The 20,815-nt window shown below is 42.2% G+C and carries 23 protein-coding genes; 13 read left to right on the forward strand and 10 right to left on the reverse strand.

The genetic code is table 11. From position 1 onward, the window contains the following. Window positions 1-356 precede the first annotated feature (356 nt). Window positions 357-1,847 carry a LysM peptidoglycan-binding domain-containing protein gene (locus CFS60_RS08525; RefSeq protein WP_088839087.1) on the reverse strand — a complete coding sequence of 497 codons (1,491 nt, stop codon included), beginning with the start codon at window positions 1,845-1,847 and terminating at the stop codon, window positions 357-359. A gap of 220 nt (window positions 1,848-2,067) precedes the next feature. Between CFS60_RS08525 and CFS60_RS08530 the strand changes: the two genes are divergently transcribed. Continuing rightward, a complete protein-coding gene (locus CFS60_RS08530; protein ID WP_088816141.1) occupies window positions 2,068-2,634 on the forward strand; it encodes a TetR/AcrR family transcriptional regulator in 567 nt (188 codons plus the stop codon). Window positions 2,635-2,646: 12 nt separating this feature from the next. Beyond that, the gene (locus CFS60_RS08535) at window positions 2,647-2,967 is read left to right on the forward strand and encodes a nitrous oxide-stimulated promoter family protein (protein ID WP_208611159.1); all 321 of its coding nucleotides are present in this window, start codon (window positions 2,647-2,649) and stop codon (window positions 2,965-2,967) included. Window positions 2,968-2,993: 26 nt separating this feature from the next. Here the strand turns inward: CFS60_RS08535 and fucO are convergent, their stop codons facing one another. The 6 genes from fucO to CFS60_RS08565 all read right to left on the reverse strand — a co-directional run bounded on the left by fucO (window position 2,994) and on the right by CFS60_RS08565 (window position 9,399). Further along, on the reverse strand, window positions 2,994-4,145 hold the full coding sequence (gene fucO / locus CFS60_RS08540) for a lactaldehyde reductase (RefSeq protein ID WP_088816143.1): 1,152 nt from the start codon (window positions 4,143-4,145) through the stop codon (window positions 2,994-2,996). Window positions 4,146-4,220: 75 nt separating this feature from the next. Next, the gene (gene rhaM / locus CFS60_RS08545; RefSeq protein ID WP_088810628.1) at window positions 4,221-4,535 is read right to left on the reverse strand and encodes an L-rhamnose mutarotase; all 315 of its coding nucleotides are present in this window, start codon (window positions 4,533-4,535) and stop codon (window positions 4,221-4,223) included. Between the two features lie 12 nt (window positions 4,536-4,547). Beyond that, entirely contained in the window at window positions 4,548-5,381 is an 834-nt protein-coding gene (gene rhaD, locus CFS60_RS08550) for a rhamnulose-1-phosphate aldolase (protein ID WP_088839088.1), read from the reverse strand. Window positions 5,382-5,392: 11 nt separating this feature from the next. Beyond that, window positions 5,393-6,664: an L-rhamnose isomerase gene (gene rhaA, locus CFS60_RS08555; RefSeq protein WP_088810630.1), complete on the reverse strand. Its 1,272-nt coding sequence runs from the start codon at window positions 6,662-6,664 to the stop codon at window positions 5,393-5,395. After that, entirely contained in the window at window positions 6,657-8,090 is a 1,434-nt protein-coding gene (gene rhaB / locus CFS60_RS08560; protein ID WP_088839089.1) for a rhamnulokinase, read from the reverse strand. Before rhaB ends, rhaA begins: the two co-directional genes overlap by 8 nt. A 1-nt stretch (window position 8,091) precedes the next feature. Beyond that, on the reverse strand, window positions 8,092-9,399 hold the full coding sequence (locus CFS60_RS08565; RefSeq protein WP_088839090.1) for an MFS transporter: 1,308 nt from the start codon (window positions 9,397-9,399) through the stop codon (window positions 8,092-8,094). A 150-nt stretch (window positions 9,400-9,549) separates the two neighbouring features. On the opposite strand from CFS60_RS08565, the gene CFS60_RS08570 reads away from it, so the two are divergent. The 9 genes from CFS60_RS08570 to CFS60_RS08610 all read left to right on the forward strand — a co-directional run bounded on the left by CFS60_RS08570 (window position 9,550) and on the right by CFS60_RS08610 (window position 16,699). Further along, on the forward strand, window positions 9,550-10,509 hold the full coding sequence (locus tag CFS60_RS08570; RefSeq protein ID WP_240310402.1) for a helix-turn-helix domain-containing protein: 960 nt from the start codon (window positions 9,550-9,552) through the stop codon (window positions 10,507-10,509). Between the two features lie 103 nt (window positions 10,510-10,612). Further along, window positions 10,613-11,344, forward strand: coding sequence for a GntR family transcriptional regulator (locus CFS60_RS08575; RefSeq protein WP_088839091.1), 732 nt, complete (start codon window positions 10,613-10,615; stop codon window positions 11,342-11,344). 2 nt (window positions 11,345-11,346) lie between these two features. Next, window positions 11,347-12,048 (forward strand): GntR family transcriptional regulator, encoded by a 702-nt coding sequence (locus tag CFS60_RS08580; RefSeq protein ID WP_088816146.1) that lies wholly within the window; start codon window positions 11,347-11,349, stop codon window positions 12,046-12,048. A gap of 13 nt (window positions 12,049-12,061) precedes the next feature. Continuing rightward, complete coding sequence (locus CFS60_RS08585) at window positions 12,062-12,529, forward strand: PTS system mannose/fructose/N-acetylgalactosamine-transporter subunit IIB (protein WP_088810636.1); 468 nt, start codon at window positions 12,062-12,064, stop codon at window positions 12,527-12,529. Between the two features lie 22 nt (window positions 12,530-12,551). After that, on the forward strand, window positions 12,552-13,370 hold the full coding sequence (locus tag CFS60_RS08590) for a PTS mannose/fructose/sorbose/N-acetylgalactosamine transporter subunit IIC (protein ID WP_088816147.1): 819 nt from the start codon (window positions 12,552-12,554) through the stop codon (window positions 13,368-13,370). Beyond that, window positions 13,351-14,172 (forward strand): PTS system mannose/fructose/sorbose family transporter subunit IID, encoded by an 822-nt coding sequence (locus CFS60_RS08595; protein ID WP_088810638.1) that lies wholly within the window; start codon window positions 13,351-13,353, stop codon window positions 14,170-14,172. The genes CFS60_RS08590 and CFS60_RS08595 overlap by 20 nt, the downstream gene beginning before the upstream one ends. A 13-nt stretch (window positions 14,173-14,185) precedes the next feature. Then, window positions 14,186-15,250, forward strand: a complete 1,065-nt coding sequence (locus CFS60_RS08600; RefSeq protein WP_088810639.1) for an SIS domain-containing protein — start codon at window positions 14,186-14,188, stop codon at window positions 15,248-15,250. A 20-nt stretch (window positions 15,251-15,270) separates the two neighbouring features. After that, window positions 15,271-16,266 (forward strand): SIS domain-containing protein, encoded by a 996-nt coding sequence (locus CFS60_RS08605; RefSeq protein ID WP_088810640.1) that lies wholly within the window; start codon window positions 15,271-15,273, stop codon window positions 16,264-16,266. Between the two features lie 16 nt (window positions 16,267-16,282). Next, a complete protein-coding gene (locus tag CFS60_RS08610) occupies window positions 16,283-16,699 on the forward strand; it encodes a PTS sugar transporter subunit IIA (protein ID WP_088810641.1) in 417 nt (138 codons plus the stop codon). 51 nt (window positions 16,700-16,750) lie between these two features. On the opposite strand, the gene CFS60_RS08615 is transcribed toward CFS60_RS08610, so the two are convergent. The 3 genes from CFS60_RS08615 to CFS60_RS08625 all read right to left on the reverse strand — a co-directional run bounded on the left by CFS60_RS08615 (window position 16,751) and on the right by CFS60_RS08625 (window position 18,783). After that, on the reverse strand, window positions 16,751-17,062 hold the full coding sequence (locus tag CFS60_RS08615) for a PTS lactose/cellobiose transporter subunit IIA (protein ID WP_088810642.1): 312 nt from the start codon (window positions 17,060-17,062) through the stop codon (window positions 16,751-16,753). 38 nt (window positions 17,063-17,100) lie between these two features. Then, window positions 17,101-18,402: a PTS sugar transporter subunit IIC gene (locus CFS60_RS08620; protein WP_088810643.1), complete on the reverse strand. Its 1,302-nt coding sequence runs from the start codon at window positions 18,400-18,402 to the stop codon at window positions 17,101-17,103. A 75-nt stretch (window positions 18,403-18,477) separates the two neighbouring features. Next, the gene (locus CFS60_RS08625) at window positions 18,478-18,783 is read right to left on the reverse strand and encodes a PTS sugar transporter subunit IIB (protein ID WP_088810644.1); all 306 of its coding nucleotides are present in this window, start codon (window positions 18,781-18,783) and stop codon (window positions 18,478-18,480) included. 250 nt (window positions 18,784-19,033) lie between these two features. Between CFS60_RS08625 and kdpF the strand changes: the two genes are divergently transcribed. Continuing rightward, window positions 19,034-19,123 (forward strand): K(+)-transporting ATPase subunit F, encoded by a 90-nt coding sequence (gene kdpF, locus CFS60_RS08630; protein ID WP_088810645.1) that lies wholly within the window; start codon window positions 19,034-19,036, stop codon window positions 19,121-19,123. Next, window positions 19,120-20,808: a potassium-transporting ATPase subunit KdpA gene (gene kdpA, locus CFS60_RS08635; RefSeq protein WP_088816150.1), complete on the forward strand. Its 1,689-nt coding sequence runs from the start codon at window positions 19,120-19,122 to the stop codon at window positions 20,806-20,808. The genes kdpF and kdpA overlap by 4 nt, the downstream gene beginning before the upstream one ends. The last annotated feature ends 7 nt before the right edge of the window (window positions 20,809-20,815 follow it).

Raw genomic sequence — 20,815 nt, forward strand, 5'->3', positions numbered from 1 at the left:
TAAGTATCAGTTAAGTGATAACAAAGCGGCGGCGGTTCTCGCACTGGACAAACAGGCGGATAAAGTGGTGGCCAATTTAGGCACATTGATCGCCCAACTAAAACGCGGGAGCATCGACGTATAGAAGGGGTAGCGAAGAACTCCTGAAAGAATTAAAGTTAACGATTGTACAAGAATATCTAGTTGGAAAAGGTGATGTGGATTATGTTGCCGATGAAACAACAAGACGAACCAGACAAATTGATTGGCAAAGTTTGCTAAAGGAAGCAATCTACCACATGAAAAAGTAGAGTGGGAAAAGCCCACTCTACAGAAGTCTAACTTTTGGGAGTTGCAAGATGCCGCAACTCCTTTTTTTATTTCAATTTCAATTTCTGCCCAACATAAATCGTGTTGCTTGTTAGTTTGTTGAGGGACTTCAATTTGGTGACGGAAGTTTTGTTCTTTGAGGCAACACCCCATAACGTGTCACCTTTTTTTACGGTGTAGCTTGCTGTACTTGGTTTTGAACTAGACGGTGTGTTAGCGGATTTTGAAACGATGAGCTTTTGCCCAACTCGTATGGCGTCTGACGGTAGTTTATTCCAAGACTTAATATTTGCGACAGTCGTTTTGTTGGCTGTTGCGATTTTCCAAAGTGTGTCACCTTTTTTAACGGTGTACGTGGCAGTGGTTGAACTTCCGCTTCCGCCGGTATTTGTACTACCTGCGCTCACTTTTAAAACTTGTCCGACACGAATGGTATCGGATTTTAGGCCGTTCCAAGCTTTAAGATTGGCGGGTGTCGTTTTGTATTTTGTAGCAATTCGCCAAAGCGTGTCGCCAGAAACTACTTTGTATGTCGTGGCCGATGTATTGCTGCTACCACTAGGTGTGCCTTGTTTTATGACGAGTTTTTGCCCGATGTGAATGGTGTTGCTCTTTAAGTTGTTTAATGATTTTAAATTCGAGACAGACAATCCGTGGCGCGTAGCTATGCTCCACAAGGTGTCGCCTTTTTTCACAGTATAATAAGTACTGCCGACGATGTTTCCTGAACCTGTTCCGCTTCCGGGTGTGTCGTACTGAGTTAAGTTATAAGTTTTGATCAGGTTGTTTAGTTTGACGGAGTAGCTTGTGTCGGTTGCGTATGTTCCGGTCAGTGCTTGGGTGGCGCCGAGATAAGATGATGTGTTGCTTTTCCAAGCGCCGGCATAGTAGTTCGGGTTCCATGACGGACCGTTTCGGATGACGCGCGCATAGTCCTGCAAAGATTCGTGGTATGACGGATATTTGCGGAAATGAGCGTTAATAGGATAATAATTGCCATTGCCGTCATCTTCTAACGTTTGTTTTAAAACGGATTGTCCGTTGTATGTGCCTTTTATGCCGAATAAATTGTAATTTGGCGCTGAACCGAGGGCGCTTGTTCCGTAGGTGCTTTCTAGAATCGCTTGTGCAATCATGACGGAAGCATACAAGTCATTTGCAGTAGCAATTTGGGAAGCACTTAAACTAATCTGATTGATAAAACTTTGAACCGAAGCTGTGCTTTTTAGTGTCGTTTTTTGAAAGTTACTAAACGTTGCGCCTGAAGAATAACTTACGAGTGGTTTAACGGAAACCGTTTCTTTTCCTCCGGTAGCGACACGCTGATTTTCTAATGTTTTCGCAGGTGTCTTATCGTTTTGACTGTTGTTTGCGACTTCATCTGCACTCACTACAGTTGAAAACGCAGGGACTAAAGCTGTACTTGCGATAGCTGTAAAGCTTGCAACTTTCGCTCCTGTTTGTAGAGCGCTTTTCTTTTTATTTAACTGTCCGTTTTTGCGGGCAGCTAAAATCCTCTCTTTTCTTGTTTTGTTCAAACATGGTCACTCCTTTTGAGGGAAATCTTCCCGGGCTAGGTACACTAATTTAGTTATCATTATCCCATTTTTCCCTTTCAGTTGCTATTTCAAACAGATTACAGTTCTGTGATTCTGCAGACTATTAGTCAAAAGAGGACACCTCTTGAACAACATTTCATCCTCTGCTATACTTTTGTTAAGTAAGTACTTGCTTTGTGTGCAAGGAAGGAGAAAACAAGTGATTACGAAAGAGTCAATTATGGAGGCAACGCTTAAAATGCTTGCTCAAAATGGCATTAAAGGTTCCACTACGCGCCAACTCGCTGAAGCGGCGGGAATTAATGAGGCGACCATTTTTAAAAAATTTAAAAGCAAAGAAAATTTGATTCATATGACTCTTGAATTCCAATTTGAGATGATGCAAGAGGAAATCAATCGCTTTTTTGAGCGCGATTTTGAAGACAGTCACAGCTTTTTAAAAGAGGCCAGTGAATTTATTCTCACTCTTTATGATAAATACCAAGCGTTTATGGTTATTTCGGTGAAAGAAATGGGCAGTAAGGACATGGAATTCATCAATCCGACCATAATTGAATATTTATATCTAAAAGTTGGGGAGAAAATTAAGCAATTCATGCGCGAAAAAGAGAAATCGGAACAATCGGAAACAATTTCCCTTGTTTTAAACAGTGTGATCTTATTAACGATGGTTGAGCGGGTCAATGATACGATTTATGCGAGACCGCCTAAAATTACGATTAATGCGGAACTTTTAACAAATGTTTTGGATAAATTAATGAAATAGAGGCGAATGGGAATGAGAATAGTGAACAATGGACCGAAAATCACGCGTGAACGTCAGACGGTTACAGCAATGATTGAGCTATATTGCAAGAAAAACCATCATACGCCGTGCTTATGCGATACTTGTCAAGACTTGCAAAATTATGCGATGAAACGTTTGGATTTTTGCCGTTTTGGTGAAGAAAAAGGCACGTGTGAGAAGTGTAGTGTTCATTGCTACCGCGCCGACTATCGCGATAAAATCAAGCAAGTTATGCGCTTTTCAGGTCCGAGAATGCTGTTTCACCACCCAATTTGGGCTGTTCGCCATGTAATTAAGAATATGAGGAGTTAAAAAACGCCAGGTCTCCCTGGCGTTTTTTATAACATCGCTTTATAAAGTGATAAAATGTCCTCTAAACTAGTTTCACGCGGATTTCCGCCAGTGCAGACATCTTTAAGGGCATCTTTTGCAATGGCTTCTAAATCAGTTTCTAGAACGCCGAGTTCGGTGATGTTTTGTGGGATGCCAACTTGTTTGCCGAGTGATTTCACGGCTTCTACGGCTTTTATGCGAACCTCGTCAATTGAGGAAGCTTCAACATTTGGAATGTCCATGACACGGGCAATTTCTCGATATTTTTCCCCCGTAAAGTCTTTGTTGTAGTCCATCACAATCGGAAGAAGTGCGGCGCAGGCAACTCCGTGAGGTACGTTATACCAAGCGCTTAGTGGGTGAGCCATGCCATGAACGAGGCCAAGCCCCACGTTTGAGAAGCCCATTCCAGCCATATATTGACCGAGCGCCATTTTTTCGCGTGCAGCTGAATCACCGTCTACAGAAGCAGGAAGGGCGTGACTAATTATTTCGATGGCTTTTAAGTGCAAGGTGTCGGTTAGCTCCCAAGCCCCTTTTGTAATAAAACCTTCGATGGCGTGGGTTAAAGCGTCCATTCCTGTTGCGGCACAAAGCGCTTTCGGCATGCCCATCATCATGTCGCTGTCAATAAAAGAGCATACAGGGATATCGTGCGGGTCGACGCAAACAAATTTGCGGTTGTTGGCCTCGTCAGTAATCACATAGTTAATCGTCACTTCGGCAGCAGTTCCTGATGTTGTCGGGACAGCCAAAATTGGCAAGCTCGGGTTTTTAGTTCCAGGTTCTCCCTCTAGGCTTAAAATGCCCGCGTGTTCTGGATTTGCGTAAATGATGCCAAGTGCTTTGGCCGCGTCAATTGGGGAACCTCCCCCGAGCGCCAAAATATAGTCAGCGCCAGACGCTTTTAGGGCAGCGACGCCGGCGTTTACGACCGCTAAATTAGGGTTTGGCGTGATGCCATCAAAAACCGTATACGGCAATTGGTGTTCATCCAGAATGTCCGTTATGCGTTTGGCCACACCCGCATCAACTAGGCCGCTATCCGTCACCAAAAAGCCTTTTTGAAATCCGCGTTTTTGAACCTCATCCGCAATTTTATAAATCGCACCTTTCCCAAAATACGAAGTTTCATTTAAAATCATGCGGTTTACCATAAAAATCCTCTCCTTTGTTCGAAATATCACAAAAAACAATGTGCGAAAGGGCCGCAACTGGCGACCCGTAACTCGCTAGGCTAAATAAAATACTTCACGTAAATCTTTTGTGACAGGACTGTTATCCTCATTTGTTTTCATTATCTGCGCCATGTATGCCCACCATTTTTTGCAAATTTCAGTGTCCGCGATTTTGTTGTACCGCGAAAGATCACTGACCTCCAGATACGCAAATAAAATGTCGGTGTTTTTGTCCAAAAAAATGGAGTAATTACTTGCCCCGTGCGCTTTTAATGCGGCTTCAAGCTCAGGCCAAAGCTCGTCGTGGCGTTTTTTGTATTCCTCTTGCTTGTCTGGGTACAAATACATGAGTTGTGCGATGCGTTCCATGTGGATTCCTCCTTATATGTTCAAATAACCGGCTTTTGGGGTGACGCCAAAGCGTTCGCCGAGCAAGTGCAATTGTTCATCAGTAATCGTTTGTAAAACGTCGCCTTGTGCGCGGACAATCGTGTAAACTTGCGCGGCTTTTTCTGCGGTTTCAATTAGACCGAATGTTTCGTCCATCGTTTCGCCGGCCCCGTAAATACCGTGATGCGGCCAAACGACGAGGCGAGTTTCCTTCATCTTTTCCGAAGTCGCCGTGCCAATTTCGTTCGTCCCCGGGATAAGCCAAGGAATGATGCCAACACCATCTGGAAAGACGACCAGACATTCTGTACACATTTGCCAAAGTGTTCTGGTGAAGAGGCGTTCATCTAAATTGTGCGTGAAAGTCATCGCCAAAAGATGCGTCGCGTGACAGTGCATGACAACGCGATTATTTGGGTTGACAGAGAGGCGCGCGATATGGCTCATAAAATGAGAAGGAAGTTCGCTTGTTGGCACAGCTCCGTTTTCAAGTCCCCAAAGGAGGTCTACGCTTCTCCCGTCATTTGTAACGCGGATAATACCAATATTTTCGCTAGGCGCTTTTCGCACATTTTTGAAATATTTGCCTGATCCCGTTACTAAAAAATATTTGCCGATTAGAGCACTGCCATCAAAATCCATTGGAATGTTGCGGATAGTTTTGCTAGCATCCAAATAAGGCGCGATTTCTTCCTCGAAAAGCAAGTAACTAATATTTCCGCCGTTTCGTTCATCCCAGCCTAGGCGGTACAAATTGCTTGCCGTTTCGACCATTTCTTCTACAAAAGGGGCAGTTTCAATTTTGTTTACTATTTGATTCACCATTTTTAAGACTCCTATCGTTCTAAAATTGCGTTTCGTTTTAACAGCGTACTTTCTTCGTAATCACGCACGTCCGTAAGCCAGTTAAGCCCAACTGGAACGCCGTTTTGCTCGCAGAAATAATTCCATACATCCCCGTAAGGAAAGTCTTTTAGTTCCTCTGTGAAAACTAAACGCGATGTAAAGTCGTTTGCAAGCTCCATTTTTTTCAAATCAGCGGTCGGTTCAAGGAGTGCTTTTAAAAGTGCTTTTTGGGTGTTGCGAACGCCGACAACCCAGGCGGCGACACGGTTAATCGTCGCATCAAAGAAATCGAGCCCGATATTTGTAATCGGCAATAAGTCATTACGCACAAGCTCACGGCCAATCTCGACAAGCTCATCGTCCATGAGCACAACATGATCGCTATCCCAGCGCACTGGCCGGCTTACGTGGAGCATAACCCCTTTGCTGAATAAAGCTAAGGAGGAAAGTTTATTTGAAATGACTTCGGTTGGATGGAAGTGCCCAGCATCTAAACAAATTAATTTATCACGTGTTAAACCGTACCCCATATAAAACTCATGAGAGCCAACTGTATACGCTTCAGCGCCCAAACCGAAAAGTTTGCTTTCAACTGATTCTTGCGTGAAATTTTCATCCAATTTTTCCGCAAAAACTTCATCAAGTGCCTCCATTAGGCGTTTCCGAGGTGTCAGACGGTCAATTGGATTGTCTTTCATACCATCTGGAACCCAGAAATTGTTAATGCTCGTTTGCCCTAATTCGCGCCCGAAATATTCCGAGATTTTCCGTGAACGTTTCCCGTGCTCAATCCAAAAATCGCGAACCGTTTGATCAGGAGAAGCAAGCGTATAATTGTCTTTAAACATCGGATGCGAAAAGAAAGTCGGATTGAAGTCGAGTCCAAGCCCGTGTTCCTTCGCCCAGTTCACCCAACCTTCAAAATGTTTTGGCTCAATCTCATCTAAATCCACTTTTTCATCCGTATCCACGTACATCGCGTGCAAATTCACTTTATGTTTCCCGGGAATTAACGAAAAAGCCTTCTCTAAATCAGCGCGGAGCTCATTCGGCGTTGTCGCCACACCAGGGTAGTTGCCCGTTGCCATAATGCCGCCAGTCAGTTCGCCGCCAGGATTTAAAAACCCTTTCACATCGTCGCCTTGCCAGCAGTGCATCGAGATTTTGATTTCTTGCAGCTTCCGAAGAGCCGCCTCCGTATCTACACCAATCGCCGCATAACGGCTTTTTGCGCTCTCATAACGTTTTTCTACTTCACTCATTGATTTTCCCTCCTAAAATTAAATCGCTCGTTTTTGGAACATATTTTTTTATATGAAAAGAAGAACGAACGATGTTTCTTGCGTGAGACATATTTTTTAAGACGCCTTTTGTTATCATTTGCACGCATAAGTTCCCGGTGGCCGTCGCCTCGCTTGGTCCAGCGTAAACGGGAATGCCCGCAAGATCAGCTGTCAATTGGTTCAAAATGGCAACATTACTGCCTCCGCCAACAATGTGGAGCGACTGAACTTGTTCGCCGGTAATTTCAGCTAGCGTCTTTAGTGCGTCCCGGTAACAAATGGCGAGGCTCGAATAAACACAGTTTGTCAGCTCCCCAATTGACTCCGGCACCGGCTGCCCATTTTCCCGACAATAATTTTGAATTTCTGCAATCATGTTTTCCGGATTGTTAAAACGGGCGTCGTTCACATCAATAACGCTCGTAAAATACGGATAACGATTTGCTTCCTCAGCCATCTCCGCAAACGAAATCGAATGCCCCGCCTGACGAGCAATTTCCTGCACAATCCAAAGACCCATAATATTTTTCAAAAAGCGATACGTCCCGTATGCGCCCCATTCATTTGTATAATTTTCCTGAAAGGCGCGGTCGCTTGTAATGGGCGCAGATAATTCCGTGCCAAGGAGTGACCATGTTCCACTACTTAAAAAGGCGGAATTACTACCAGTAAGCGGCGTTCCAACGACTGCTGAAGCGGTATCATGCGTCGCCACTGTAATGACCTCGCAAGTTGGAATGTCGAATTCGTCGTACCATTTTGGAAGCAATTCGCCAAGCGTCGTTCCCGCATCCGTCAATTTGGCAAACTTGTTCGGGTCGATATTTAAGTGGGCGAGAAGCTCAGCGTCAAACAATTGTTCCCGCAAATTAAGCATTTGTGTTGTAGACGAATTCGTCGTTTCAGCGACCATTTTACCCGTTAATACGTAGCCAATATAATCAGGGATGAGCAAAATTTTGTCTGCCTTCTTAATTTGGTTTTTGTCCTCCGCGTACAATTGGTAGAGTGTATTTAATTCCAAAAACTGAATCCCGGTTTTTTTGTAAATAAAGTCTTTTGGGTAAAGCGCGGTCATTTCGGTCATTTTATCCTCGGTCCGTTTGTCGCGATAACTAATCGGATCGGCCAGTTTCTGCCCTTCCTCTGAAATCAAAACATAGTCGACGCCCCACGTGTCAATGCCAAGGCTACACTCTGCGATGCCTTCTTGTTTTAATTTCGTAAGCCCGGCGAAAATTTCGCGAATCAATTGGTCGATTTCCCACCGGTCATGACCATCTCGGAACGTAAAACCATTTTTAAATCTGTGCACCTCCCGTAAAACGAGTTTATCTTGCGCGATTTCTCCCAAAATAAGTCGCCCGCTCGATGCCCCAATATCAACTGCTACATAGTGTTTCACATCAATCACTTTCCTTTGCAAGAGTTGCTTTCACTTCTTTTTTGTTTAAAGCGCCGTAACGTTCCTCCGTGATATCATCAAGTGTCCGCCCGCGAGTATTTGGTGTCCAAATGACGCCAATGAATAGCGAAATAGCGAGTAAAACAATCATGATAGTTCCTGCTACAGTGAAACCAAGGTTGGTGAGAATAACTGGGAAAATAATCGACCAAATGCCGGCGCTTCCGCGAACGATAAAGAACATAATGCCTTGGACTCCGCCGCGGTACTGCGTCGGGAAGAGTTCGGTTGACCAAAGTGCATAAAAAGCTTGCGCCCCGATGCCTGCTGAAATCCCCCAAAGGATAACGAACGTCCAAAGACCAACCCAAGACATGCCAACATAAGTAAGTACAACCCATGAGGCAACAGCCATTGCGGCTCCGACGAAAAATAACCATCTGTGACTGACACGGTCGCCAAATTTGGCAAATCCGAAATAAGTAGCTGCGGCTGTTAGAATCCATAAAACAGCTTGAAGTAAGTTTGCTTGCGTATTTGTAAGTCCGCCAACTGTTTCATAAACAAACGGCATGAAAAAGCCCATTGCACCAGCAACCAAGTTCCAAAACATGTAAACGCCAACTAAAAATAAAATCGATTTAATGTTTATCATATTTGAAAAAGCGTGTTTGAATGGATGCGACTGTTTTGTGGCCGCCGCTTTTAATTTCGCTTGCTCGGCTTCCCAGTCTTTCGATTCATCTAAACGGCGTTGCAGCGACCAAGCTACAATAGCTACAATAAGTAGTGATAAAAATAGTAAGCGGTTTCCAAAAAGCCCAAGTGGCGAAACTAAAATGCCAAGTGTAAAGATAATCGCTGGGCCACATGACCAAGCAAATTGTGAAATGCCGATATTTCTAGCTCTAATTTTCGGGTTCGCCATTTCAGAAATATACGTCCACGAAGCGGGAACGCCTGCCCCAACAGACAATCCAGTAACTAAAAATCCAAGCAATAACATCGTAAAGTTCATCGCAAACATAATGATTGCAACACCTAAAATGTAAACCAGCATATTGTATGTGTAAATGAATTTCCGACCATATTTATCGGCCAAATGACCGCCAATTAACGCTCCAAAAGCAGAACCAAACGCATTCGCACTCACCGCACCTAGTAATCCTACAGCAAAACTATCTAAACCAAATTCGCTGGCCCATAAAGTTAAGCCACTTGCACCTGCAACAATACAACCTGAGTCTAAGTAATTTGTTAAGGATACCGCGATGGTTCCTTTTTTGCTCTCCTTTGCAACTGTACTCATAATTAACCCTCCTACGTATTTTTGTTAAGCGCTTACTTATAATATATTCTTGAATGATTGCGTTTACAATAACGTAGGATTATAATAATAGTATCAAATATACAGGTGGTGAGCATCGTGGATGAGGTCATTAAATCAAGGTTATACCGCATGAACAGTAAAGAAAAGGTTCAAAAAGAAACAGGCGATTTCATCATGGATTACCCGAAAAAATCGTTTTCTGAAAAAGATGGCAATATGAATTTGCTAAATGAATACTTTTTTCGAAATAAAGACATTTACATCAGTAAACATAACCGCTTTGCCGATTATCCGAACCACTCTCATCAATTTTTAGAGCTCAATTATATGCTCCGCGGACAGTGTCATCAAACGATTGAAGGAAAACCCGAAGTTTTAAACAAAGGGGAACTTCTGCTACTCGACAGTGGTTGCCATCACTCAATCGGAGCGATGGGCGAGGAGGATATTTTGATCAACATTCTTTTTCGGGATAAAAATATTAACCTAGAGTGGCTGACCGGAATAAAGAAGAAAAACAGTCTCGTGTATGATTTTTTGTTAAACTCCAGCGTTTCTGGCAACCGTATGAAAAAATATATTATCTTCAAAAGCGCCAATATCCCGCACATCCAGCAAATTTTAGATCAAATTATAACCGAATATTTTCGTGATGAAGAATTTTCAACCAAAATTATCACACTATACTTGCCGATTTTATTTACCGAGCTCGTCCGCAAATGTGATACTTACTTGTCGGATGAGGTGCGCAGTTTGCACTCGGAAACGGACAACGTAGCGCTTAATACGCTACACTTAATTGAAAAAGAATACCGTGATATAACGCTTACAACAGCTGCTGATACGCTCGGCTACAATAAAAATTATTTAAGCAATGTCATTAAAAAGAAAACAGGCCAAACATTCACCGAACTTGTTAACAAACAAAAAATTTTCGCCGCCAATTTATTAATCGAAACAACGAACATCCCCATTAACGCTATTATCGAACAAGTCGGCTTCCAAAACAAAACACATTTTTACTCGCTCTACAAAATAAAATATGAAGCGCTCCCGTTAGAAAGGCGAAAAAAGAAAGTATCTCCGTGATACTTTCTTTTTTTGAAAAGCTATTGACAAATAAAATGCAAGCGATTACAATGAAGTTGGTATTAAAAATATATTTAGCTGTATCTTTTTAGGAGGTGTCGCCATGGAGTACAAAGACATATCGCCGGCTATTCAAAGCGAGGAGCAGTTGCGGTTTCTTGTGCAAGAAAAAACAGCTAGTGGTGAAATCGATATGCCATCGGAACGCGCGCTTGAAACAGAGCTAGGCGTAAGCCGGACAACGCTCAGGCGGACGCTTGATACGCTTGAAAAAGAGGCCATCGTGCAAAAAAGAAATCGCAAAGGCATGGTCATCAACACGAAACAAACCATTAATATTTTGAAAATGAATTCAATGAGTAGCCAGCTCCCCGGTGAGCAAATCATTACAGTGGTTTCAAATGAAGTAGCGAACGGGGTTCCTGAAGTCAACCAATTTCTTGGACTCGATTTAAATCAGCCGATTTTCAAATTAATTCGTTTGCGGGAGGTTTCTGGAAGGCCGTTCTCTTTCGAAATATCGTACGTAGATATTCGGCGATTTGCGGGTATTGCGGCAATCGATTTTAACAATAGATCGCTCTACCATGTTTTAGAAAAGGAATTTAAAACGCGGCCAACCTACGGGCGAGAAGAGTTGCGCTTTGTGTCGGCGGACGAGGAGCTTTCAGATAGCTTGAAAGTCCCGCTTGAAACGCCGCTTTTCGAGGTTGTGAGTAAGGCGTTCGACCAAAATGATGAGCCAGTGGAATATAGTAAACAGTATCTTATTGGTAATCAAATTAAATATAAAATCAACGCGAAACATATTTTTGATTACTTGGAGGATGAGTGAAGATGGGCGTAAAACAGCCACTTTTTGAGAAAATCGCGCAAGAAATAAAAGAAAAAATTAATCGCGATGAATATAAAGCGGGAATGCTAATGCCAAATGAAACGGAATTGCAGGACATTTTTTCGAGTAGCCGAACTACGATTCGCCGCGCGGTGGATTTACTTGTAAATGAAGGGCTTGTTATGCGAAAAAATGGTGTCGGACTTTATGTGCAGCCAAAATTAACCGCGCAAAACATTCTAGAGATGACAGGTGTTATGAAAAATAACACCAATGAGGACTCGAAAAAGGAAATAAAAGACTTTTATGTGCGTAAAGCAGGGAAGTTTTATGCGGCAAAATTAGGTGTTAAGGAAAATGAGCTTATTTATTACATTAAATTTACTCAAAAAAATGAGCGCGCAACAACGCTAGACATACTTGTTTTACCAATGCGTTTATATCCTAATTTACAAGCGAATGATTTTCAAATTATTAATGTCATAGAGCTTGTCAATTCAGGTAAATATAAATTGTTTGAGCTTGAGCAGGAACTTCAACTTATTTTAGCCGGTAATGAGCAAATAAAATCAATGCATGTGCAAGAAAATGCCCCCGTATTCAAATTAAGTAGCCTGTTTTTTGCAGAAAACGGAGTGCCCATTGCCATTCAAAATCGTTATGAAGATGCCCAGTCAACCAAATATGTAGTCGATTTTAACTAAGGAGGAAGAAAAAATGATTCAATTTCTACGAGTGGATCACCGCTTGCTTCATGGACAAGTAGCGGTATCCTGGTTTAATGCACTAGACGTAAACACGATATTGGTCGCCAATGATAGCGTTGCCGCAGATGATTTTCGAAAATCTGCCATTCGTTTGGCTAAACCTGAAGCGGCGAAGTTAGTAATGAAGAGCATAGAAGAGAGTGTCCAAGCTATTAATTCCGGAGTCACAGACAAGTATAACTTGCTCATTGTAGTGGAATCGGTTGAAGACGCTTACAAACTAATCGAAGGCACAAATGGCAAAATTCCAATGTTGAATTTAGGTGGAACGAAGCAGCGAGAAGGCACGACCAATTTTTCTAAGGCGGTAAATCTGACGGCGAACGAAGTTGAGCGCTTGAACGATTTGAAAAAACGGAATATTGACATTTTTATCCAACAAGTACCGAACGAAAAGAAAGTCACTTTTGAGGCATAAACTTAGAAAGAAGGGCTAAATTATGGAAAATATTGTAACAGCAATTTTGTTGGCACTGGTTGCAATGCTTGCAAATGGAGAATACTTATTTGGTTCATCCATGCTATCAAGGCCACTTGTAACATGTACGCTCGCAGGTCTTATTATGGGGGATGTTCAGATGGGCATCATTATGGGAGCCACTTTAGAATTAGCGTTTGTTGGTTCCTTTTCCATCGGTGCGTCGATTCCGCCGGAGATTATTTCAGGCAGCATCTTAGGAACTGCTTTTGCGATAGCGACTGGGGAAAGCACAGCGGTAGCATTAGCGCTGGGGATTCCAATCGCTTCCCTTGTTTTAGTCGTAAAAAATCTCTGTTTTATCTTTGTTCTACCTTATTTTGTGCATAAAGCTGACCGCTATGCTTTGGAGGGGAATTCCAGTGGGATAAGTCGAATGCAGCTTCTGGGAGGCTTCTTATCCATTAACTTGCCGATAGGGATTATCGTCGCGGTTTCTTACCTTGTCGGGAGCCCTGTTATTCAAACGGTTCTTGATGCTATTCCGCAATTTGTTATTACGGGTCTAGGGATTGCGACAGGACTTCTTCCAGCTTACGGTTTCGCGTTACTACTTAAACTAATGATTAATAAAAAGAATGCGGTATTCTTTGTTTTCGGTTTTGCTTTAGCCGTTTACTTAAAAGTACCTGTTACTGGTGTTGCGATTTTTGCCGCTTGTTTAGCGCTAATTTTAACTGGCTATGCGACACTCAAAAATGATAATTCGCCAAAAAATGACCAGACAAAACCAGCTCTTGCAAATGATGGGGGGATTAACTATGAAGATGAAGAATTCTGATGTACTCACTAAAAAAGATTTGATGAAAGTTTTCTGGCGCTCATTCACAATGGAATGGTCGTGGAACTATGAGCGGCAATCAAATCTCGGTTACGGATTTTCAATGTTACCAGCACTAAATAAGATTTTTAAAAATGACAAAGATCAAAAAATCGCTTCTTATCAAAGGCATTTAGAGTTTTATAACGTCACACCGTGGCTCTCTACATTTCCGCTAGGGATTTCAATCGCGATGGAGGAACAAGCTGCCAAAGAAAAAGATTTTGACACAGACTCCATTAATAATATTAAAGTGGCGCTCATGGGCCCATTAAGCGGAATTGGCGACTCGTTCTTTTGGGGAACATTACGCGTTATTGCAACGGGAATCGGGACTTCACTTGCCCTGCAGGGAAATATTTTAGGCCCCATTCTGTTCCTTCTTATTTTCAATATTCCGGCTATTCTGACTCGTTATTACGGTTTGTTTGTCGGCTATAATATTGGAGCTAACTTTATTGAGAAAATCCAAAAGACAGGTTTAATGGATAAATTATCTTATGGCGCGTCCATTATTGGGTTAGGTGTTGTTGGCGCGATGGTAGCCACCATGGTAAGCATAAATATGCCGTTTAAATTCGGTACGGGAAAAGAAGCCGTCAGTATTCAAAGTATTTTTGATGGCATTGTTCCAGGGATTCTAGCGCTTGGCTTCACTTTCTTCATCTTTTGGCTAGATAAAAAAGGACTTAAAGCGCATTGGATACTCCTTTTAATCGCAGGAATTGGAATTTTAGGAGCCTTTACAGGATTATTAAAATAAAGCGGGTGAAAAAATGAAAAATATGGAACATTATATTCATGCAGAACCAGAAATATATACAAATATTATGCGAAATCGCAAACAAATTTTAGCAGAAATCATTCAAATGGAGCATAAAACGTATCATTCCATCGTCATTTTTGCTACAGGATCAAGTTCGAATGCGGCTTTCGGGGCACAACTTTATATGAGCGCGAAACTAGGTATACCCGTTTATATAGAAGAGCCGTCTATTTCTGGAAATTACATGCTTCATTTGGATAAAAATACGTTATATGTGGCGATTTCGCAAGGCGGCCATAGTTATTCTACCATCCATCTTGTGGAAGAAATTCAAAAACGAGGCGGTACAATTTTTACGGTGACAAGTGATGTGACTAGTCCAATCGCAAAAGCGGCTGAGCACGTCATTGAAATGGGCATGGGCATTGAAGAAATGCCATATGTGACGGCAGGCTACAGCGCGACGATTCTCATCTTGAATTTACTGGCGCTTGAAATGGCATTAGCAACTGGAAAAGTAACGACCGAACAATATGAATTTGATTTGGCTGAAATGCAAAAAATCGCTACCAAATTGCCAGCGCTTATCACGAAAGCGACCAAATGGGTAGACGAACGCACGCCTGAATGGTTAAAGGCGAACCGAATTTTCTTTATTGGCTACGGAAGCACGTATGGTGTAGCGCGCGAAGGAGAAACAAAAGTAACCGAAACCATTCGAATTACGGCGTTTGGCAAAGAGTTAGAAGAATACATGCACGGACCATATATTGGTTTATCTGCAGATGATTATGTGATTTTCTTGGAACCGGAAGGGATACTTTTGGAACGCGCGGATAAATTGAAGGAGTTTTTGCAAGGACATGTTTCGCGTGTAGAGACCATTTATGCGAATGGGGACAAAGCGAAACGTGGAGATTTAGCGCTGGACATTCAAACAGAGGAACTACTCGCCTCGCTATTTATGACGGTGCCTGTTCATCTGCTCGCGTTTAAAGTGTCGCAGGAAAAGGGCATCAATTTGGAAAAATCCGCATTCCCGGAATTTGACACAATTACAAAATCGAAAATTTGAAGAGAAAGGCAGGACTAGCAATGCTAAAATTTGACGAAGGAAAAGTATTAAAAAATATGGAGGGGGCGTTAAAATTACGTCCGCAAATTAATGAGGTTATTGATCATGTCTTTAACCGAGGCTTTAGTAACATATGCTGGTTAGGTATTGGAGGCACTTACGCGTCAGCTATGCAGGCGGTTGTGCACATGAAAGAGAGAACGGAGCTTGAAACTTTTTATGAAAACGCCGCCGTGTTTCTAACGACAGGGAATAAGCGAGTGACGAAAGATACGTTTGTTGTGGTTTCATCGGTCACAGGTAGCACAGAAGAGGTTGTGCAAGCCGTCAAAAAGTGTAACGCGCTTGGCGCAACGGTTCTTGGTTTCATTGATAAAGCCGATGCGGAACTAGCTTCGCTTGTTGACCATTTAATTTCCTATCCGCTAAACGAACAATTGAAATTCTTCATGGTGGGGGACCGCTTTATGCATTTGGCTGGCGAGTTTGCCGAGTATGACGAGTTTTATAATGAAATGGATCAACATTTTGCAAAAGGCATTGTTGAAATTGAAAAATCCGCCGACGCATTTGGGCGTGAATTTGCCGAAAAACACCATCGCGATGACATTCATTATTTTGTAGGCGCCGGGAACCAGTGGGGCGCAACGTATTCCTACGCCATGTGTTACTGGGAAGAGCAGCACTGGATTAAAACGAAATCAATTGAGGCGCATGAATTTTTCCACGGCATGTTCGAAATTGTTGAGCGTGATACACCTGTAACGATTTATGTAACCGAAGATAGCCAGCGCGCATTAAGTGAACGAGTCGCCCGTTTTATTCCACAAATTTGCGGCAACTATACAATCATCGATGCAAAAGACTACGCTTTGCCTGGCATTTCAGAAAAATTCAGAGGCATCTTATCCCCGTTCATCATTCATGCTGTAAACAACCGAATTGATGTGCATATCGAGCGTTTAAATCGCCATCCAATGGAAATCAGACGCTACTATCGTCAATTAGACTATTAAAAAGGCGGTTTTGAAAATGACAGCAATTTTTGTTTGCACGCACGGGAATGCCGCAGAAGAATTAATTCGCTCAGCGGAAATGATTTGCGGCACGCAGAAAAATACCAGTTTTGTCCCATTCGAAGTGGGAGAAACGCCTGAAAACCTACAAAGCAAAATCATGCAGGAAATCAGCAATTTAAATGTAGAAGAAGGCGTTTTATTCCTCACTGATTTAAAAGGAGGCACCCCCTTTAATGTGCTAGTCACGCTTCTTCTGAATTTTAGTCAGACAGAACTTGTAACGGGCGTGAATATACCGCTACTGCTAGAAGCATTTATAAACCGAGAGAGCTTACCGCTAAACGTGTTAGCGAATCAAATTATTGAAGCGGGAAAACAAGGTGTTTATCAATATGTGGCGCCGGTCGATCAAATGGAAGATGATTTTTAAGTTCGATAAATTAAAAAGAAGCAAGCCAGTTGGCTTGCTTCTTTTCTTACCTTATTTTGTACGATATAACTCAACAATTTCTTTTGCTAAATCCTTGAAAGTGATAGCGTTCATTAAGTGGTCTTGAGCATGAACAAGAAGTAGTGATACTTCTGTTTTTTCACCACGAGCTTCACCTTGGATTAAAGCAGTTTGAGAATGATGAGCCTCGAGTAAAGCGTCTTCGGCAAGTTTAATTTGCTCGTCAGCTTTATCGAAATCTCCCTTTTTAGCGGCATCAATTGCGAGCATTGCATCGCTTTTAGCATTACCACCAAAAACGATTAGCCCCATAATTGTTTGTTCTAGATTTTCAGAATTCATGTTCAACACGTCCTTAAAGTGTAGAGTTCAAGTTGAAATTATTTTGCTTCCTCAGCAGCAGCCTCTTTTTCACGTTTAAGCTCTTGAACTTGAGCCATTTTCGCGAATGGAAGGTAGATAATAACAGCGACAACTAAGTTCACTGCGGCTAAAATACCACCTGACAAGCTTTGTGTTGCTAAGGCACCACCAATAATTGGCGGAGTAGTCCAAGGTGTGATAACTGTTGCAGCTGGAACAAGTCCAAGTACAGTTGCAAAGTAAGCAATTGTTACAAGAATCATTGGTGTCAAGATATAAGGAATGAAGAAGATTGGGTTTAACACAATTGGTAAACCAAACATCATCGGTTCATTAATCATGAACACACCTGGTGCAGCAGATAATTTAGATACTGTCATGTAAGCTTTATGTTTACGAGCTACTAGGAAAATCGCAATGATAAGACCTAGAGTCGCCCCTGTACCACCTAAGTTTACGAAAGAATCGAAGAAAGGTTTGTTAACGATATAAGGGATTTTGTCGCCTGCTTCTAGAGCTTTTACGTTAGCTTCGATTGCAGGAACGTTAATTGTTTGCATAAATGGATCGATGATGTTTGCACCATGCAAACCAAAGAACCATAGGAATGAAGAAATAAATGCTAATAGTAAAGCAACTGGCAACGAGTTAGCAAGACCCATGAATGGTTCTTGAACAAGTTTGTAGAATTCGCCAACTAAATCTGTAATACCTGCAGCTTGGAAGAAAGCTGTAATTAAAGCGAAAATTGAAACGGTAATCATCGAAGGGAATAATGCAGCAAATGAACGAGCAACTGCTGGTGGAACCCCTTCAGGCATTTTGATAATCAGTTTTGAGTTTCCACTTAAACGAGTGAAAATTTCAGTTGAAATTAAAGAAATAATAAGTGCTAAGAATAAACCAGCAGATCCAAGACCCGCGACACTTCCAGCCCCGTCAGTAACGGTAACGAATCCAGCGCCGATTGCAAAGAAAGAAGCTACAGATACGACACCAGAAGATAAAGCATCTTTGTCATAAGATTTGGCAAGGTTGTAAGCTACTGTAAAAGCAATAAAAAGACCTAAAATAGCGAAAGTACCAGCCCAAATGTTACCACCGAAGGCTTGCCATTTTCCTTCCCCAAAAATGTTATTCATCATCGGGATATAACCAGGGATTGGTAAGTTGTTAATTAGTACGGCGAACGAACCGAGAATCATTAGTGGCATTGTCGCGATGAAACCATCACGCACGGCTACTAAATGACGTTGTGCACCGATTTTAGCTGCGTATGGAATGAAGTGCTTCTCCATAAATGCAATAAAACCATTCATTTAAAAAATCTCCTTTTTTGTGGCCTTTAAAAGAACCATTAATTTATAGTAAGGGTTGCCCCTTTGCTAACAAAATTATTTCATTAACTCTTTAGCTTGTTCTAAAACTTTGTCGCCTTTCATCATTCCGTAGTCAATGCTGTTAATCACGCCTAGTGGAATACCTTTTGGCTCTAATTTTTTCTTCATGTTTCCTTCTAAGAAACGAACTTGTGGACCAAGTAGTAAAACATCGATTTCATCTAAGTGCTTATCAGCTTCCGCTTCAGCAACAGCAAAGATTTTTGCTTCCATACCTTCCGCTTCAGCAGCTTTTTCCATTTTAGTTACAAGCAAGCTAGTGGACATACCAGCGGAGCATACTAACATAATCGTTTTCATTGTAAACCCTCCTATAGGTTGAATTCTTATAGTTATAATATATGCAAAAACCGTGCCAACTTTTTGAAACTATGAAACCGCTATATAATAACGTTTTCATTCTGTAGAAATGTGTACACAATGTGTGTGATGTGTGTAAACTTTACACAGACTACCCCCTTTACAAAATCTTTATACCCTAATAAATTGATTTAACACCGTCTTTATACCTTAACTGATAGGATTAGGATAGAAAAAGGAGTTGAGAAAAATGAGCGTGGTCATTGGTGTTCTAGGTGTGCTAGCCCTTATTTTGATGGCGTATTTATTTTACGTTTTATTCCGAGGTGAAGACTTATGAGTCAAGCGATATTAAAAGACGTTATTTTCATTGTTGTCTTAATTGGTCTGGCGATTCCTCTTGGACGTTATATGTATGCGGTAATGCAAGGCCGGCATACTTTTTTATCGCGTGTTGTTGAACCAGTTGAAACGTGGATTTATAAAGGGATGGGTGAAAATAGTACGGCGAGTATGTCGCCAAAAAAATATGCTCTTTCGGTGTTAATTTTTAGTGGAATTGGGTTTGTTTTTTTGATGGCCATTTTAATGATGCAAGGATTTTTGCCGCTTAACCCAGAAAATATGAAAGGGATGTCAATTGGGCTTGCGTTTAACACGGCGGCGAGTTTTGTATCAAATACGAATTGGCAGGCCTATGCGGGGGAAACTCAGTTGTCCTATTTTTCGCAAATGATGGGGCTGACCGTGCAGAATTTTGTGTCGGCAGCAACTGGTATTGCCGTTTTATTCGCATTAATTCGTGGGTTTATTTTAAAAAAGGAACATACTATAGGTAACTTTTGGCAAGATTTGACGCGGATCACGCTTTATGTGCTGTTGCCGCTATCAATCGTGCTTTCGATAATTTTAGTTTCTGGTGGCGTTGTGCAAAATTTATCGGGCTACAGTGTTCAGACGACGCTTCAGGACGGGGTAAGTCAAATCATTCCGATGGGACCAGCGGCGAGTCAGATTGCGATTAAGCAGCTTGGGACAAATGGCGGCGGGTTTTTCGGAACCAATTCGGCGTTTCCGTTTGAAAATCCTACGGCAATTACGAATTTTTTCGAAATGCTGGCGATTTTAATTATCCCAGCGGCGCTAGTTTTTATGTTCGGTCATGCGGTTAAAGAGCGGGGGCAAGGAAAAACCCTATTTTTAACCATGATAATTGTTTTTGTGGTGGCACTTGTTGGCATCACGGCGGCGGAATATCAAACTGTTCCAAATTACGCTGGTGTAGACGTGAGTGCGGGGAATATGGAAGGCAAGGAAGCGCGTTTTGGGGTTGCGGATTCGTCACTTTTTGCAACGTCAACTACGGCGGCATCGAATGGCTCAGTGAACGCGATGCACGATAGTCTGACGCCGCTCGGAGGCTTTATACCGCTGTTCTTAATGCAACTCGGGGAAGTGATTTTTGGCGGAGTTGGTAGCGGGCTTTACGGGATGATTGCTTTTGTCATTTTGACCGTGTTCATTGCAGGACTTATGGTCGGGCGGACTCCGGAGTACTTAGGCAAGAAAATCGAACCTTATGATATGAAAATGGTCTGTCTGATTATCCTTGGGCCGCCACTATTCACGCTTTTCGGCACGATGTTTGCGGTGATGATGCCAAGTGCTACGGGTTGGCTGACAAATAGCGGCGCGCACGGCTTTTCGGAAATCTTATACGCTTTTACTTCTATGGGAAATAACAATGGGAGTGCGTTTGGAGGCTTTTCGGCCGATACGACCTTTACGAATTTGATTGGCGGAACCATCATGCTCATTGTGCGTTTCTTACCGCTTGTCGCTGCGCTATTCTTAGCGGCAAATTTGGCGAAGAAAAAGCCTGTTGCAGCAAGCAGTGGCACGCTAAAAACGGATACAGGGTTGTTTGTTGGCCTTTTAATTGGCGTAATTTTCTTAGTCGGCGCTTTAAGTTTCTTGCCAAGCTTGGCGCTTGGTCCAATTGCCGACTTCTTCACTACAAAATAGGGGTGAG

The organism is Listeria sp. ILCC792 (assembly GCF_900186135.1).
In the GTDB taxonomy this organism is placed as follows: Bacteria; Bacillota; Bacilli; order Lactobacillales; family Listeriaceae; genus Listeria; species Listeria goaensis.

Coding starts and splice junctions, on each gene's coding strand:
- CFS60_RS08570 (WP_240310402.1), top strand. CDS start 9,550: ATGAACAGTAAAGAAAAGGTTCAAAAAGAAACAGGCGATTTCATCATG.
- CFS60_RS08605 (WP_088810640.1), top strand. CDS start 15,271: ATGCTAAAATTTGACGAAGGAAAAGTATTAAAAAATATGGAGGGGGCG.
- CFS60_RS08575 (WP_088839091.1), top strand. CDS start 10,613: ATGGAGTACAAAGACATATCGCCGGCTATTCAAAGCGAGGAGCAGTTG.
- CFS60_RS08625 (WP_088810644.1), bottom strand. CDS start 18,783: ATGAAAACGATTATGTTAGTATGCTCCGCTGGTATGTCCACTAGCTTG.
- CFS60_RS08595 (WP_088810638.1), top strand. CDS start 13,351: ATGAAGATGAAGAATTCTGATGTACTCACTAAAAAAGATTTGATGAAA.
- CFS60_RS08580 (WP_088816146.1), top strand. CDS start 11,347: ATGGGCGTAAAACAGCCACTTTTTGAGAAAATCGCGCAAGAAATAAAA.
- CFS60_RS08615 (WP_088810642.1), bottom strand. CDS start 17,062: ATGAATTCTGAAAATCTAGAACAAACAATTATGGGGCTAATCGTTTTT.
- kdpF (WP_088810645.1), top strand. CDS start 19,034: ATGAGCGTGGTCATTGGTGTTCTAGGTGTGCTAGCCCTTATTTTGATG.
- CFS60_RS08610 (WP_088810641.1), top strand. CDS start 16,283: ATGACAGCAATTTTTGTTTGCACGCACGGGAATGCCGCAGAAGAATTA.
- rhaD (WP_088839088.1), bottom strand. CDS start 5,381: ATGGTGAATCAAATAGTAAACAAAATTGAAACTGCCCCTTTTGTAGAA.
- CFS60_RS08620 (WP_088810643.1), bottom strand. CDS start 18,402: ATGAATGGTTTTATTGCATTTATGGAGAAGCACTTCATTCCATACGCA.
- CFS60_RS08565 (WP_088839090.1), bottom strand. CDS start 9,399: ATGAGTACAGTTGCAAAGGAGAGCAAAAAAGGAACCATCGCGGTATCC.
- CFS60_RS08535 (WP_208611159.1), top strand. CDS start 2,647: ATGAGAATAGTGAACAATGGACCGAAAATCACGCGTGAACGTCAGACG.
- CFS60_RS08600 (WP_088810639.1), top strand. CDS start 14,186: ATGAAAAATATGGAACATTATATTCATGCAGAACCAGAAATATATACA.
- CFS60_RS08590 (WP_088816147.1), top strand. CDS start 12,552: ATGGAAAATATTGTAACAGCAATTTTGTTGGCACTGGTTGCAATGCTT.
- rhaM (WP_088810628.1), bottom strand. CDS start 4,535: ATGGAACGCATCGCACAACTCATGTATTTGTACCCAGACAAGCAAGAG.
- CFS60_RS08585 (WP_088810636.1), top strand. CDS start 12,062: ATGATTCAATTTCTACGAGTGGATCACCGCTTGCTTCATGGACAAGTA.
- kdpA (WP_088816150.1), top strand. CDS start 19,120: ATGAGTCAAGCGATATTAAAAGACGTTATTTTCATTGTTGTCTTAATT.
- fucO (WP_088816143.1), bottom strand. CDS start 4,145: ATGGTAAACCGCATGATTTTAAATGAAACTTCGTATTTTGGGAAAGGT.
- rhaA (WP_088810630.1), bottom strand. CDS start 6,664: ATGAGTGAAGTAGAAAAACGTTATGAGAGCGCAAAAAGCCGTTATGCG.